The sequence below is a fragment of the Pseudomonas fluorescens genome (assembly GCF_001623525.1).
Lineage (GTDB): Bacteria > Pseudomonadota > Gammaproteobacteria > Pseudomonadales > Pseudomonadaceae > Aquipseudomonas > Aquipseudomonas fluorescens_Q.
The window spans coordinates 2576697-2591613 of the sequence record NZ_CP015225.1 but is presented as its reverse complement, the minus strand read 5'-3'; the positions used below and the strand labels follow the sequence as shown (position 1 = coordinate 2591613).

Genomic DNA, 14917 nt, shown 5'->3' with positions numbered 1-14917 from the left:
TGTGAGGTGCCGGATGGCGATGCGAATCAGTGAAACATATATCGGTGATGAATGTTAATACACGCCGAGAATAGGTTAGGTAAATTTTCGTAGCTGAACTAGCATCGATTTCATGACCTAAAACAACCTCTGCCAAGAAGGTGCTGCTCATGGATTTTGCTTATTCCCCCAAGGTTCAGGCACTGCGTGAACGCGTCACGGCGTTCATGGATGCCTACGTTTACCCGGCTGAAGCCGTGTTCGAGCAGCAAGTGGCCGAAGGCGACCGCTGGCAGCCCACGGCCATCATGGAAGAGCTCAAGGCCAAGGCCAAGGCCGAGGGTTTGTGGAATCTGTTTCTGCCTGAGTCCGAGCTGGGTGCCGGCCTGACCAACCTGGAATACGCGCCGTTGGCAGAGATCATGGGCCGTTCGCTGCTGGGTCCTGAACCGTTCAATTGCTCGGCGCCGGACACCGGCAACATGGAAGTGCTGGTGCGCTACGCCAATGAAGAACAAAAGCAACGCTGGCTCGAGCCACTGCTGCGCGGCGAGATCCGCTCGGCGTTTGCCATGACCGAGCCGGACGTTGCCTCCTCGGACGCCACCAACATGGCCGCTCGTGCCGAGCGCGACGGCGACCAGTGGGTCATCAATGGCAAGAAGTGGTGGACCTCAGGGGCCTGCGACCCGCGCTGCAAGATCCTGATCTTCATGGGCCTGAGCAACCCTGATGCACCGCGCCATGCCCAGCACTCGATGATCCTGGTGCCGGTGGACACCCCCGGGGTCAAGATCGTCCGGCCGCTGCCGGTGTTCGGCTACGATGATGCGCCTCACGGGCATGCCGAAGTGCTGTTCGAGAACGTGCGCGTGCCATACGAAAATGTCCTGTTGGGTGAGGGACGCGGCTTTGAAATTGCCCAGGGGCGTCTTGGCCCGGGCCGGATTCATCACTGCATGCGTTCCATCGGCATGGCCGAGCGCGCACTGGAATTGATGTGCAAGCGTGCCGTCAGCCGCACGGCCTTCGGCCAACCGTTGGCACGCCTGGGCGGTAACATCGACAAGATTGCCGACTCACGGATGGAAATCGACATGGCGCGCCTGCTGACGTTGAAGGCGGCGTACATGATGGACACGGTCGGTAATAAAGTGGCGAAGAGCGAAATCGCCCAGATCAAGGTCGTCGCGCCGAACGTGGCCCTGAAGGTCATCGACCGGGCGATCCAGATCCACGGCGGGGCCGGGGTTTCCAACGACTTCCCGCTGGCCTACATGTACGCCATGCAACGCACCCTGCGCCTGGCCGACGGTCCGGATGAAGTCCACCGCGCCGCCATCGGCAAGTTCGAGATTGGCAAGTACGTGCCCAGGGAAATGTTGCGCAACGGGCGCTGAAGACCTGTTTTACCTTGGCAACGCCATTGCGCTCACCACAAATCCCCCTGTGGGAGCCTGCTCGCGATGGCGTTGGCACATCCAACACTCATGCAAGCTGACCCACCGCTATCGCGAGCTTGCTCGCGATGGCGGCTTCCCGGACAGTGAGTCTTCTTACTCCTTGACGCTCATGTATTCCTCGGCCCAACGGATGTAGTCCTCGGGCTGGGTGTAGGTGTGGGTCAGTTCGGTGGCGCTCAGGTCCGACGCCTGGGTGAAGATCTGCCGCTGTTCCCGCAGGCTGTCGTAGGTGGCCTTGATCGCGGCGAAATAGGCGCCGTGGCCGTCGATGGTCACGCGTACGCCCAATTCGGCCAGGCGCTTGTCGTCGCGTAGCAACGGGTTGCCATAAGTGACAAGCATCAGCGGCACCGTCAGGTTTTCGCTGATTTTTTCCAGGTGCTCGAAGTCTTGCACCCCCACCATGCAAATCCCGTCGGCACCGGCACGCTCATATTGCTGGGTGCGGCTGATGATTTCCTGGACCGGCAAAATCCCCGCGTTGGTCCGGGCGATGATCGCCATTTCCGGATCGACTCGCGCTTCCAGCGCCGCACGAATCTTGCCGACGCCTTCGGCTACGCCGATCAGGTCGGTGGATTTACGCCCGAACTGGGCCGGCAGCAAGGTGTCCTCGATGGTCAGCGCGGCGATGCCGGCCCGTTCCAGTTCGACGATCGTGCGCATCACGTTCAGGGCATTGCCATAGCCATGGTCGGCGTCGGCAATCACCGGCAGTTGGGCCACGCGGCCGATGCGGGTGGCCTGTTCGGCAAATTCGCTGAGGGTGATCAGGGCGAAGTCCGGCGCGCCCAATACTTGCAACGACGCCACCGAACCTCCGAGGATGCCTACTTCGAAACCCAGATCAGCAGCAATGCGCGCCGACATCGGGTCGAACACCGAGGCGGTGTGGTAGCAGGTGTTGGAAGCCAGCAATTGGCGGAAGTTACGACGCAAATCTTGATGGGAAAGCCTGGACATGTGAGTTCCACCAATGGAATGGAAAGGCTTGAGCAAAAGTGTCAACGCCGAAAGATCCAAAGGCTATCACGTGGCAAGCGCAAAGATGATGACGAATGTGTATGGGTGATGCCGTTATGGCATCGAAAAAAGGCTGCAGGCCCGGAAAGGTCGGCAGCCAGGCAAAAAAAGCCCATTTCAAACTATTAAGTCTTCGCTCGGTAGGCTCCAGAATTGCTTGATCTCATGGATGTTTCCGACGTTGAAGCGCGTCGGGAAGCCGGGGAGTGTGCAGTGGATTTCGTTCGTCAGTTGCATTGCGGTATCGACCACATTGGTACCGGCCCGCAGTAATGGGGTTTCATCCCAGTCTTTCATTAGGTTATTCAAGGTTCCTCCTTTCTTCAGTTGCTGAACAGCGAATGACTACCGGCATGGAGCAGTGATAGTGTCTCTGTAAACAGTGTGATCTCTTGCGCAGCTACGCCGGGGTAAAGGGGTATGTAATCTTTGTCGAAGCACCATGCTTCGTCGATCTTGTCCAAGCGTTCGGGATGGACAAGCAGGCTGAGTGAGGCAGACATTGAGTTCGGGGCTAGTTGTTTATGGATTTCCCGCAAGGCTGGCATGTATAAGACTTCTCCTGGCGCAAGTTTAAGCCTGCGCTCCTTGCCCAGTCGGGGTCTTTTACCTTTTTGCAACGGTAGATCATCCAGTAGTTCGCGTACAAAGGTGGTGTAGCCATCTCCGCTGTAGCCGACCGCATAAAGTTCAAAGTCGTGACTGTGGTTCAGGTTATAAATGAATGTTTCGCCTTCATCATGAGTCTCTACCGGCGACCAGAATCCCAGGCGAAGGGTGAATGAATCATTCTTGTGCAGTAAAAAGCCATAGGCGTTATAGAGGCTGTTGCGTGTACTAAAACCGTCTCGCCGGAGGGTGCTATAAAGATGATCGCTCAATAGACAACGGTTTTTGGCCAGTTGGCGCAAGTCTGCAATGATCCCGGTTTTGTCTCGCTGCATGTCATAAGTGTTCAGGCGCTCGACAAACGTTTTCAGGTTCATGCCGCCAGCTCCAGTGGACGGAGCAAATTGTCTAGGCGTGCGTCCTTGCGTTTTTTCAGCAGCGGGACGTAACTCAACGCGTTTTGCGGGTCAGCCCGATAAAGCATCTGGAAGGCTTTCCAGGCCACGGCAGGGTGATAATGGTAGATCAGCTCTCCGGCAACCCTGACCACTCCCGGGTCCTCGATCGTTTCGAGTAATTCGAGGCTCACCAGGTACCGGGCGGCACTGTTGTCGTGAGGCAGCCAGGCTGTTTTGCGCAATGAGACAGGGTCAAATACGCTGATGTCCGCACTGCGGTCGGGGAAGTTGATCCTGCCAATCAATGCCGGCTGTTTTTCGCCCCTTTGAGAATAGTCGAATAAGGTTCGATTGCCATCAATGATCAACGGATTGCACGGGTCGACGATCGAGGTGTCGGTTTTTTCAAGTTGATGTGTGTTGAGGGTGTATTGCTGGATTTCGAAAGGCTGATCGAGTGCGAATAGAATACTTTGGCCGGGCACCGAGTACAGTTGCGAAGACGCAGTGTTAGATGCAAGTGCCTTGATGCTGATGTTACCAACGCTCGTACAATGCAGCGTGATGGTGCCAGTGTGCGGGTTGGTCATGTTCATGATGGTCGCGCGTCGAGACTGTGCCGTAGAAACTTTGTGTTGAACATCCAGGTCGGCGATCAATTGTTTGATTTGCGTGTTCATGTCTAATGTCTTGATTTTCTCCGCTATATGTTCGAGCGGTAATCGTGTGGCAATCAGATTCTTGATCATGAACATTGTCGTTACAGTGGGGCGGTGCGCGAAAGTATGGGTCTCGAGCAGGTGGGTGGCAATTATGCAATTGTGGAGAAGTATTGCTGATTAACGACATTCTTATGTATTGAATATCCAAGGTTGGGCGGTAACGAGGCTACGCCGCCACCGCCTGTTGCCCCAGCCTGGGCAATGCCACGGCCCGCACCGTATCACCCGGTTGCACTTGCAGGCGTTTGGCGGTGAGGCGATCGACAAGCAGCTTGTGGCCATGCAGGTGTGCGCGAGCGCTGGTGACGCGGCAGTTTTCCAGGCGCCGATTGTGAATCAGCCAGACCGGTGCCTGTGGGTCCGGGGTGCCGATGACCAGGGTCAGCATCTGGCTGTCGCGGACGGTGCGGATCTTCGACACCGGCGCCTCGATCACCGGGCCGCCGTCAAAGATGTCGATGTAACCCTTGTGGCTGAAACCTTCGGCACTGAGGATCTTCAGGGCCGGCTCGGTGTTCGGGTGAGCCTTGCCGATCACCGCCTGGGCCTGTTCGGTGAGCAGGCAGGTGTACAGCGGCTGACGTGGCATCAGTTCGGCGATGAACGACTTGTTGCCCATGCCGGACAACTGATCGGCGTAACTGAAATCCTTCTTGAAAAAATGCCGTCCCAGGCTGTCCCAGAACGGCGAACTGCCTCGTTCGTCGGCATGGCCTCGCAGTTCGGCGATCATTTTTTCGCCGAACAGCTGGGAGAACTCGGCCACGAACAGCAGGCGCGCCAGGGACAGCAGGCGTCCGTTGTGACCGCGACGTTGCTCGGGGTGAAGGAACAACGAGCAGATCTCCGATTGCCCGGACATCTCGTTGTTGAGGAACAGGGTCGGGATCTGCCGCTGGATCCCCAGCTCCGGCGCCGAGCTGACCGTCAGCCCGACCCGATAGTTGTACCAGGGCTCGCGCAGCCCGACCGCGCCGGTCAGGGCGCTGATGCCCACCACCTGCCGATCATCGTCTTCGAGCACGAACAGGTAATCGGCGTCGGCACGTTCGACTTGTCCGGCAAAGGTCCGTTGGGCCCAGCGAATACGATGGGCCAGGCGCTCTTCGTTGGCCGGCAGACTGGTGAAACCGGGGCCTGCGCAACGGGCCAGGTCCAGCAATGCGGGCAGATCGGTAATGGCGACCGGACGGACAATCATGCTGCAGCTCCTTCATTACGTCGGTCCAAGCGCTGATGCGTGCCACGGGATCGAGTGAGGTTCATAGGGCGACCACCCGGATCCGCTCGCCATCCATGACGCCCAGGGCGGCCAGCATGTCGGGCGACAGGGCCACGGGGCCCTCGTCGTTGACGTCCAGCTCGGCGACGATGGCCCGGTAGTTTCCAAGACGGTCGTTACTCACCAGGTAACGGCCTCTGGCATCGATCTGCAGGCTTTGCCGGGCTGTGGCGCTCCGACTTTGCGTGATGGTACGGACGTTGGCGATACGGGCATGCAAGGTCGGCCCACCGTCGAAGATATCGACGTAGTTGTTGGTCTCGAAACCCTCGCGCGCCAGGATGTCGAAGGCTTCCTGGCCGTCGGGATGCACTCGACCGATGCAGGCCTGGGCCGCTGGCGGCAGCATGGGGACGTAGATCGGGTATTGCGGCATCAGCTCGGCGAGAAAGGTCCGGCTCTGCAAGCCACACAGCCGTTCGGCTTCGACGTAGGGCAGGTCGAAGAAGTGCTGGCCGATGGCGTCCCAGAATGGCGACTGACCGTCCTCGCTGCTGAAACCGACGATTTCGGTGATGACCGATTCGGCGAAGCGCTGGGGATGGGCGGCGATGAACATCAGCCGGGCCCGGGACAGCAGCTCCGATTCCGGCGTGCGCACCCGCTCGGCGTCGATGTGGAAGCCACGCAGCAGCGTCTGCCCGTTGAGGTCCTGGCACAGTGACAGCGCGGGCACGCCATGCTGGATGTTCAGCTCGCGGGACTCGCTGGAAAACGGCCGGTTGCGCAGACTGTAGAACGGTTCGTTGTAACCGGTGCTGGAGAGAATTTCCGAACAACCGACCAGGCGCCTGGATTCCAGGTCCTCCAGGACAAAAAAATAATTCTCCGCGCCAGGGCCCTGCACATCGGCCTCGAACGAGGCGCACGAGTCGAGGATCTTTTCCTCTAGGCGCGCGGTATCGTCCGGCAGCGACGTGACACCCACCAGGCTGTCACGGGCCAGTTGTTGCAGTTGCGGCAGATCGGTTAATTGAACTGGACGTAAGGCCAGCATGGATTGCACTCCTGTTCCAGAGAGCCCGGTAACCAGCACCGGGCTTGACGATCACTGTCGATGTCCACGCGTTGTAACCACGGTTGGCCGAGTCCTTCGACCACCGGCCCTCACTGACCGGCCGGATCGGGCACGGCGGTAGGGTTGCCGAATTTGTTGAGCACGCACAGATAAATCACGCCCGCGGCGATCCAGATCAGGCCGAGCTTCTGCGCAGCCACGCCCATGTTGTACATGATGGCCGCGACGATCACGAAGCCGACCAGTGGGCAAATCAAGTGGCGAATCAGTTGGCCGGACTGCTGGCGGCGCCAGTAGTGGTTGATGACCGTGATGTGCAGCAACATGAAGCCGCTCAGGGCGCCGAAATTGACCAGGGAGGTGAGGGTGTCCACGGCGTCGATGAACAGGTAGCAGATCAACAGCGACAGCACTGCCACCAGGTAAATGCTCAGGTATGGGGTGTTGTGGGTTGGATGGACTTTGGCCAGCACCTTGGGTAACTGGCCGTCCCGGGCCATGCCGAACAACAGGCGCGACACCGCCGCCTGGGAAGTGATCGCCACGGCCACGCCCCAGGCCAGGGCCGTGGCAACCGCGGTCAAGGTGGCCAGCCAACTGCCGGCTGCCAATTCGGCGATTTCATAGAATGCGGTGTCGGCGGATTTGAAACCCATGCCGGCGGCCAGGTCCGTGGCGATCCAGGTCTGCACCACGAAGATCGCCCCCATCACCAGCAAGGTCACCAGGGCTGCCTTGCCGACGCTGCGGCCCGGGTCGCCCTTGATCTCTTCCGCCAGGGTGGAAATGGCGTCGAAGCCCAGGAACGACAATACCGCGATGGACACGGCTTGCATCAGCAGGGCGAAGTTGAAGTGTTCCGGGCTGTACAGCGGCGCCAGGGTCAGTTGGCCGTTACCGGCCCCGCCGTGCAGGGCGTTCCAGGCGTAGAACAGGAAAATCCCCAGCACCACCAGCTGCGCCAGCAGGAAAATGATGTTCATCCGCGCGGTGAAGGTGATGCCCCGCAGGTTGACGAAGGTCGCGCTCACCAGGAACGCCAGGATGAAACCGACCTTGGGGATGTCCGGGTACAAATGGTTCAGCGCCATGGAGGCGTAGACATAGAGCAGGGGCGGGATCAGCAGGTAGTCCAGCAGCATCAGCCAGCCGGCGATGAAGCCGACGTGTGGGTTAAGGCCCCGTTGTGCGTAGGAGTAGACGGAACCGGCCACTGGAAAAGCCCGGGCCATGCTGCCGTAGCTCAACGCGGTGAACAACATCGCCACCATGCCGATGATGTACGCCAGCGGCACCATCCCCGGTGCCTCGGCGTTGACATAGCCATACACGCCGAACGGGGCGATGGGGATCATGAAAATCATCCCGTATACCACCAGGTCTGTCAGCGACAGGCCGCGTTTCAATTCCTGTTTGTAGCCAAATGCCTCAATGCTCATGAGCCGTTCTCCTTCTCAGCTGTGGGTGGGTGTGTCCTTGCTTGTCGCTTGCCGCTCAAACCTTGCCGCTGCTTTCCTACAGCAATGGGGCCAGGTAAGCGCTCCAGGTCCGTACCGCCTCGGGGCTGCGCAGCAGGTCGTTGCGCACTTCGATCAACACCGAATCCAGGCCGCGGGCATCGCCATGCACCGGGACGGTCATGTCGGTCAAGGGATTGATCTTGTAGGGCTGGTTGCCCGCTGCGCGTAGCGAATGCCGGCTCAGCCCGTCGACGATGCGTTGGGCATAATCCTTGGCTTCGCCGAACAGCACGCCAGCTTCCAGCGCGCGCGGTTGACCATAGAACACCGGGGTGAAGCTGTGGATGCCCACCACGCGCACCGACCGGTTGGCGGCCAGGCGCTGGTCGATCAACGCGCGTAGCCGGTCATGGAAAGGTTGGAACAGGCACTGGCGGCGATATTCGCGCGTAGGCTCGTCCAGCGCCTGGTTGCCCGGCACCTGATAGATCTCGCTCTGGGGCGGAATACTGTCCGGTACGTGCAGCGGACGGTTGAGGTCGATCAACAGCCGTGAATAATTGGCCGTCAGCAAGGTCGCGCCGAGGGTTTCGGACAGGCGTTCGGCCAGGGCCAGGGCACCGATGTCCCAGGCGATGTGTTCCTGGGAGGCCGTTTCATCCAGCCCCAGGTCGTTCAGCGCCGCGGGAATGAAGCGGCTGGCGTGCTCGCACACCAGCACCAACGGGTGCTCGGCATCTTCCCGGACCAGTCGGTAGGGCGGCCTGGTGTAGAGGCCCGTTTCAGCACACTCAATAGATTCGTGCATAGTGCTCACAACGCTCGGCAGGTGACAGCGCCTCGGTCAAGGCCAGCTCCTGGGCCTTCAAGGCGAAGTAGGTTTCGACCAGCGGGCCGGGCAGGGTCTCGAGCAGCGCCCCGCTGTGGCGCAGGCAGTCCAGTGCCTGGGCCAGGGTTGTCGGCAGGGCGATAATGCCACGGGCACGACGTTGTGCTTCATCCAGCTCATCGGGTATTTGATCGGTGACGGCGTTCAATGCCAGCCGTTGCTGGATGCCCAGTCGCCCGGCAATCAACAGCGCCGCCATCGCCAGGTGCGGCGAGGCGGTGGCGTCCATGGCGCGGAACTCCAGGTTGTACTGGTTCGCCAGCGGTTTGCCGCTCAGGCTCGCGGTCGGGCAGATGCGCAGCGCCGCTTCGCGGTTGCGCTGTCCCAGGCACGCATAGGATGCGCTCCAGTGATGAGGTTGCAGGCGCTCGTAGGACACCGGCGTCGGCGCGGTCAGCGCACACAGTGCCGGCAGATAGTGCAGCACACCCGCGGCCCAATGCTGGCCGAGGCTGGACAAACCGTTGCTGCTGGCGGCGTCATGCAGCACCGGGTCCGCGCTCAGGTCTTGCAGGCTCAGGTGCAAATGCACGCCGTTGCACACGGCATGTTCCGAAACCTTGGGGGCGAAGCTCACGTCCAGGCCCATTTGCCGGGCGATCTCGCGGGTGATTTCCCGTACGTTCACGGCCCGGTCGGCGGCGGCTACGCCCAGTGTCGGGCGGCAGGTGATTTCGTATTGATGCTGGCCGTATTCCGGCAGGAACATTTCCGGCTCGACACCGCCGGCCCGCAGGGCGCTAAGCAACCAGCCAGCGAATTCGGCCTGCTGGCGCTGGGCTTGGAGGCTGAAGGCCAGGCAATCAGGCTGCGCAGGCGTGGCAACCAGGTTGAATTCATGCTCGAACGCGGCGAAAACCTGCAAGCCCAGTTCGACGCGATAACGCTCCACTTCGTCCTGCAACAGCGTGCGCGGGCAGGCGCTCCAGGGCCGGCCGTCGGTCTCGCGCACATCGCAATGGATAAAGTCGAGGACGGGCGCCTGGGCGTCGGGACCGTTGTTGACGGTCACCCGGCTAGACAGGTCCGGCACCAGCCGCAGGTCGCCATAAGCGCCCCAAGGGTTGGCCGAAGCGATGATGTCCTGGGGCGTCAGTGCGCTGTTGGCCGGCACCCAGCCACAACCAGCGGTGACGTAGTGGGGCAACTCATCACTGGGAAACGAGCGCCCACGGGTCACGCCGATCAGGTCGGTGGTCACCAGGGTCGTCACGGGCAACGGGGCGAGGACGGCGGCAGGATCATCGAGGCGGCTCATGGCTGCATCTCCTGCAAGCGCGCGAGCACGGTGTCGGTATCGGTGATCCAGCAATAGCCTTTGATCGCGTTCAGGCACGCCAGGTGCCGTTGTTCGGTGTAGGTGGCGCAGGCATCTTCCACCAGCGTGACCAGGTAGCCGCGATCGGCGGCGTCGCGCACGGCCATGTCGACGCACTGGTCGGTGACGATGCCGGCGACGATCAAGTGTCGGGTCTGCAGGTTGCGCAGCACGTAGTCGATGTTGGTGGAATTGAAAACCCCGGAGGAGGTCTTGGGCAGCACGATTTCGTTTTCCAGCGGCGCCAGTTCGGCAATGATCTGCGCCTCGGGGCTGCCCTTGGGCAGGTGCATGTCCGACAGCTTGTGATCCAGGGAACGGTCGCGGCCATCGGCGGTGAGGCTTTCGATGTGGGTGTGCAACACGTTGTGCTGCGCTTCGCGCATCGCGTTGAGCAAGCGTTGCTGGTTGGGGATGACCTGCTGGCGGGCCCGCAGGATGAAATACTCGGCCTCGCGGGTGTGCAGGTGGGCATCGAATTGCGGTTCCAGCCAGGCGCGTTGCATGTCCACCAGCAACAAGGCGGTGTGCTTGCAGGTGAACGGCAGATCCCGGGGCGAGCGGTGGGGGAGCGAGAACATCCTTATTTTTCCTCCAACAGGTGCGTGTTGAATTCCGTGCGCAAGGCATCGATGCCTTCCAGGCGTTCGGCCAGCTCGGGGCATTGCAGGGTCAGGCAGGCAATCAGCGCCTCGACCTGGGCCAGTGCCGGCACCAGGCTGTCGAAGGCCGAGATCGACTCCACCGGGGCGCTGATGATCAGGTCGGCCAGCTCGCGCAATGGCGAAGCGTAGACGTCGCTGAACAGCACGACCCGGGCGTGGCGCTCCTTGGCCGCGCTGGCCACGCGCAGGGCCTGGGCCTGGTAGCGGCGGTAATCGAAGATCAGCACCACATCTTGGCGTTGCACGTCGAATAGCCGGTCAGGCAGTTGGGCGTTGTCTTCCAGGGCAAAACAGCCGGCGCGCAACAGACGCAAATGATTGAGCAGGTAGTGGGCCAGGAAGCTGCTGAAACGCCCGCCGAAGCAATGTACCTGATGGCGGCTGTCGAGCAACCACTGCACGAGAATGCGCACGTCTTCGGGTTGGGTCAGGGCCTGGGTGTCGATGAGGTTGCGTTGACTGGCGGCCAGGTACTGGCTCCAGGTATCGCCTTGCTGCAATTTGGCCCGCGGTTTCAACAGGGTGCGAGGGGAGCGCAGGCGATGGTCCATGTCACTGAGCAGTGCATCCTGGAATTCGGCGTAACCGCTAAACCCGAGTTTTTTCACCAGTCGCACGATAGTCGGGTCGCTGACGCCGGCATGGTCTGCCAGGCGTGACATCGGGCCGAGGCCGTTGCGTGGGTAGTGATCGAGCAGGGCACGTACGACCTTGCGTTCCGACGGCGTCAAAACCAGGCCGGGATCGGTGATCAGGTCTCTGAGAGGTGGCATCCGTGCTCCTTGCCAGGATGGGTGTTGAATTTCTTTCATAACTCCTGAAAACAGTATTTATGTAGCTGGTGCTACATGTCCAGTGGTTTTTACGTTCCGTTTAAAATGCTCCGGTATTGTGCGAAACCCTTGTAGGAGTTGGTCCCGGCTGGGTAGATCGGGTATGTCAGTCGATGCTTCTGGCAATGTCGGACATAACGCCTTTTTGTCTCACTTATTTGATTTCGTATAAGGTGCTGTACAACTAAGTGCGTGAATATCCCGCCCATGCGACCCTCCCGATTGCCTGAGAATCCAGTGTGCAAGCCACTCGTCTGACCTTGATCTGCCACGCCCGCACCGCCGCCCAGAAGCAGGCACGCTTTGGCCTGGACGAACCGCTGGACGCCGACTGGCTGGCCCGCCGCGCGCAGGTCGGGCACCGCTACCGAAATGTCCGGCAACTGCTGTGCGGGCCGGAACTGCGCACTCGCCAGACCGCTGCCTTGTTCGGCGACGAGCCCGAGCAGGACCTGGCCCTGGCCGATTGCGATCTGGGACGCTGGCGCGGGTTGTCCATTGATGACTTGCTCCAGGCTGAACCGCAAGCCCTGCAGAGTTGGCTCGACGATGCCGAGGCGGCTCCCCATGGTGGTGAATCTGTCGCCCAGTTGTGCCGCCGTGTCGGGAATTGGCTGGCCAGTCTGGAAACCCGGCCAGGACATCTGCTAGCCGTCACTCACCCCTTCGTGATCCGCGCCGCCCTGGTGAAGGTCTTGGGCTGCCCGGTCGCCACATTCAACCGGATCGACATTGAGCCCTTGTCCACCCTCGAATTGCGTTTCAACGGCGTATGGCGATTACGCACCCAAGGACCTGACCAGGAGTCGCCGCGATGAAGACGTTGTCAGTCATTGGCATTGGGGCCGGCGATCCGGATCAGCTGACGATGCAGGCAGTGAAAGCCTTGAACCGCTTGGACGTGGTCTTCCTCATGGACAAGGGGCCGGCCAAGGACAAACTGTTGGATCTGCGGCGCGAAGTCTGTCGGCGCTACATCGTTGATCGCACCTACCGTTTCGTCGAAGCCTACAGCCCGGAACGCCAACGCGGCGACCTGGACTACAAGGACAGCGTCGAAGCATTGAACCGGGCTAAACAGGCCACCTTCGAACGCTTGATCAATGAAGAACTGTCCGACGGTCAGCGGGGTGGTTTTCTGGTGTGGGGCGATCCGGCGTTGTACGACAGTACCGTGCGCATCCTGCAGGCGATCCTCGAGGCGGGCCGCTGCGCCTTCGAATTCGAGGTGATCCCCGGCATCACCAGCGTCCAGGCCCTGGCCGCCCGGCATAAAGTGCCGTTGAACAGCATTGGCGGTTCGCTGGAAATCACCACCGGACGCCGGTTGGCGGCGGGGCAGGTAGGCGACGCGACGAGTGTGGTGGTGATGCTCGATGCCGAGGACGCTTATCGCCAGGTGAGCGATCCCGATGCGCACATCTATTGGGGAGCCTATGTGGGGACGCCGGATGAGATCCTTATCGCTGGCCGCCTGGGGGATGTGGCCGATGACATCGAGCGCACCCGCAAGGCCGCGCGAGCAGCCAACGGGTGGATCATGGATACGTATTTGTTGCGCAAGCCTTGATCTGACGACTCAAACCGAACCGTGGCGAGGGAGCTTGCTCCCGCTGGGTTGCGCAGCAACCCCCAATGCACAAGCTGTGTCATGACTTCAATCTTGCGCCTGCTTCGCAGTCGAGCGGGAGCAAGCTCCCTCGCCACGGGGATTGCAGATGCACTCCGGCATCTTCACCCCCGCCCAAACCGCTCCCGATACACCGACGGCGCCAACCCCACGACGTTGCGAAACGCCACACGAAAGCTTTCCACCGAGCGGTAGCCACACAGCTGCGCGATGTTGTCGGTGTTGTCCCCGCTGCTTTCCAGCAACTCGCGGGCTCGGGCCAGGCGTTCATGTTGCAGCCAGGTCTTGGGCGACACGCCGCAGGCCTGGGTGAAATGGCGCAGGAAGGTGCGTTCGCTCATGGCCGCCTGGCTGGCCAGTTCGCGCACCCCGAGGGGTTCGTGCAGGCGTTCGCGGGCCCATTGCATGACACTCGACAGGTCGCTGCGTGGCGTGCGGCTGACCGGTGAGGGAATGAACTGCGCCTGGCCGCCCGTACGTTGCGGCGACATCACCAACCGGCGTGCCACGGCGTTGGCGACCTGGACGCCATAGTCCCGTGCCACCAGGTGCAGGCAGGCATCGATACCGGCGGCGCTGCCCGCCGAGGTGATGACCTGTCCTGAGTCCACGTACAGCACATCCGGGTCTACTCGCACGGCCGGAAAGCTTGCGGCCAGTTCGTCGGTGTAGCGCCAATGAGTCGTGGCGCCCAGGCCATCGAGCAGCCCGGCGGCAGCGAGTACGAAGGCTCCGGAGCAGATCGACAGCAGGCGCGCACCACGGGCGTGGGCCCTGTGCAGTGCCTCGAGCAGCGCCTGGGACGGTGGCTCTCTGCGGTTGCGCCAGCCTGGCACGACAATGGTCCGGGCGGTTTCGAGCAGTTCCATGCCGCCATCGGCCAATACCTGAAAGCCGCCCATGGCACGCATCGGGCCGTCATCGACCGCGACGATCCGATGCGTGTACCAGGGGAAATCGAATTCCGGTCGCTCCAATCCGAAGATCTCGACGGCGACACCGAATTCGAACGTGCACAGGCCGTCGTAGGCGAGGATTGCGACCAGACCAGGGGGAGACTGCATTTGGCGGAAAATTCCCACAGAGTGTCTTGTGCGCCACTGTAGCGGTAAGCGCCGAGGGGATAAAGTCTCTTCACGCCTTATCTATCCTGGAGTACACGCCCATGACCAGCCTGGTTCGCGAAGTGCCTGCTGCCCCCTCCGATATCGCCCTGCAGCATTTCAGCCGTCGCCTGACATTCGAAACCGATTGTTCCGACGTTCACGCCAGCCAACAGGCCGGCGATGTCGATTTTGTGCTGGTGGATGTACGCGGACCACTGGCCTACGAACGCGGCCACGTACCCGGGGCGATCAACCTGCCAACCCGCACGCTCACCGCCCAGGCACTGGCCGCCTATGCCAAGACCACCCTGTTCGTGGTGTATTGCGCCGGCCCCCATTGCAACGGGGCGAACAAGGCGGCGGTGCGCCTGGCAACGTTGGGATACCCGGTCAAGGAGATGATCGGCGGTGTCATGGGCTGGCTCGATGAAGGCTTTCGCTTGACCGGCCTGGTGGAGCGCGTGACGGACCAGGCCATTCGCTGCGATTGCTGAAGCTGGCCGATCCGCTGTCCGATCGCGT

The 14917-nt window shown here is 61.2% G+C and carries 16 protein-coding genes; 4 read left to right on the top strand and 12 right to left on the bottom strand.

The window, feature by feature from the left end; genetic code table 11:
* The first annotated feature begins 149 nt into the window (after positions 1–149).
* Entirely contained in the window at positions 150–1379 is a 1230-nt protein-coding gene (locus tag TK06_RS11030; protein ID WP_063322103.1) for an acyl-CoA dehydrogenase, read from the top strand.
* A gap of 156 nt (positions 1380–1535) precedes the next feature.
* Here TK06_RS11030 and TK06_RS11025 read toward each other — a convergent pair whose 3' ends face one another.
* From TK06_RS11025 to TK06_RS10975, 11 genes are all read right to left on the bottom strand, one after another.
* The gene (locus TK06_RS11025; protein WP_063322102.1) at positions 1536–2405 is read right to left on the bottom strand and encodes an isocitrate lyase/PEP mutase family protein; all 870 of its coding nucleotides are present in this window, start codon (positions 2403–2405) and stop codon (positions 1536–1538) included.
* 177 nt (positions 2406–2582) lie between these two features.
* Complete coding sequence (locus TK06_RS11020) at positions 2583–2774, bottom strand: hypothetical protein (RefSeq protein ID WP_063322101.1); 192 nt, start codon at positions 2772–2774, stop codon at positions 2583–2585.
* A 14-nt stretch (positions 2775–2788) separates the two neighbouring features.
* On the bottom strand, positions 2789–3451 hold the full coding sequence (locus TK06_RS11015; RefSeq protein WP_063322100.1) for a hypothetical protein: 663 nt from the start codon (positions 3449–3451) through the stop codon (positions 2789–2791).
* Positions 3448–4221: a hypothetical protein gene (locus TK06_RS11010; RefSeq protein ID WP_063325136.1), complete on the bottom strand. Its 774-nt coding sequence runs from the start codon at positions 4219–4221 to the stop codon at positions 3448–3450. The genes TK06_RS11015 and TK06_RS11010 overlap by 4 nt, the downstream gene beginning before the upstream one ends.
* A 139-nt stretch (positions 4222–4360) precedes the next feature.
* A complete protein-coding gene (gene astA, locus TK06_RS11005; RefSeq protein WP_063322099.1) occupies positions 4361–5395 on the bottom strand; it encodes an arginine N-succinyltransferase in 1035 nt (344 codons plus the stop codon).
* 61 nt (positions 5396–5456) lie between these two features.
* Positions 5457–6473 (bottom strand): arginine N-succinyltransferase, encoded by a 1017-nt coding sequence (locus TK06_RS11000; protein WP_063322098.1) that lies wholly within the window; start codon positions 6471–6473, stop codon positions 5457–5459.
* Positions 6474–6583: 110 nt separating this feature from the next.
* Positions 6584–7933, bottom strand: coding sequence for an APC family permease (locus TK06_RS10995; RefSeq protein ID WP_063322097.1), 1350 nt, complete (start codon positions 7931–7933; stop codon positions 6584–6586).
* A gap of 76 nt (positions 7934–8009) precedes the next feature.
* Positions 8010–8762 carry an N-formylglutamate amidohydrolase gene (locus TK06_RS10990; protein WP_063322096.1) on the bottom strand — a complete coding sequence of 251 codons (753 nt, stop codon included), beginning with the start codon at positions 8760–8762 and terminating at the stop codon, positions 8010–8012.
* Positions 8746–10101 carry a glutamine synthetase family protein gene (locus TK06_RS10985; RefSeq protein ID WP_063322095.1) on the bottom strand — a complete coding sequence of 452 codons (1356 nt, stop codon included), beginning with the start codon at positions 10099–10101 and terminating at the stop codon, positions 8746–8748. Before TK06_RS10985 ends, TK06_RS10990 begins: the two co-directional genes overlap by 17 nt.
* On the bottom strand, positions 10098–10742 hold the full coding sequence (locus TK06_RS10980; protein ID WP_063322094.1) for an isochorismatase family cysteine hydrolase: 645 nt from the start codon (positions 10740–10742) through the stop codon (positions 10098–10100). The genes TK06_RS10985 and TK06_RS10980 overlap by 4 nt, the downstream gene beginning before the upstream one ends.
* Before the next feature lie 2 nt (positions 10743–10744).
* A complete protein-coding gene (locus tag TK06_RS10975; protein ID WP_063322093.1) occupies positions 10745–11599 on the bottom strand; it encodes a MurR/RpiR family transcriptional regulator in 855 nt (284 codons plus the stop codon).
* 299 nt (positions 11600–11898) lie between these two features.
* On the opposite strand from TK06_RS10975, the gene TK06_RS10970 reads away from it, so the two are divergent.
* Positions 11899–12477: a histidine phosphatase family protein gene (locus TK06_RS10970; protein ID WP_063322092.1), complete on the top strand. Its 579-nt coding sequence runs from the start codon at positions 11899–11901 to the stop codon at positions 12475–12477.
* A complete protein-coding gene (cobF, locus tag TK06_RS10965; RefSeq protein WP_063322091.1) occupies positions 12474–13229 on the top strand; it encodes a precorrin-6A synthase (deacetylating) in 756 nt (251 codons plus the stop codon). Before TK06_RS10970 ends, cobF begins: the two co-directional genes overlap by 4 nt.
* A 164-nt stretch (positions 13230–13393) precedes the next feature.
* On the opposite strand, the gene ftrA is transcribed toward cobF, so the two are convergent.
* Complete coding sequence (gene ftrA / locus TK06_RS10960) at positions 13394–14353, bottom strand: transcriptional regulator FtrA (RefSeq protein WP_063322090.1); 960 nt, start codon at positions 14351–14353, stop codon at positions 13394–13396.
* 101 nt (positions 14354–14454) lie between these two features.
* Here ftrA and TK06_RS10955 point away from each other — a divergent pair, with 101 nt between their 5' ends.
* Complete coding sequence (locus TK06_RS10955; protein ID WP_063322089.1) at positions 14455–14889, top strand: rhodanese-like domain-containing protein; 435 nt, start codon at positions 14455–14457, stop codon at positions 14887–14889.
* Positions 14890–14917: the final 28 nt, after the last annotated feature.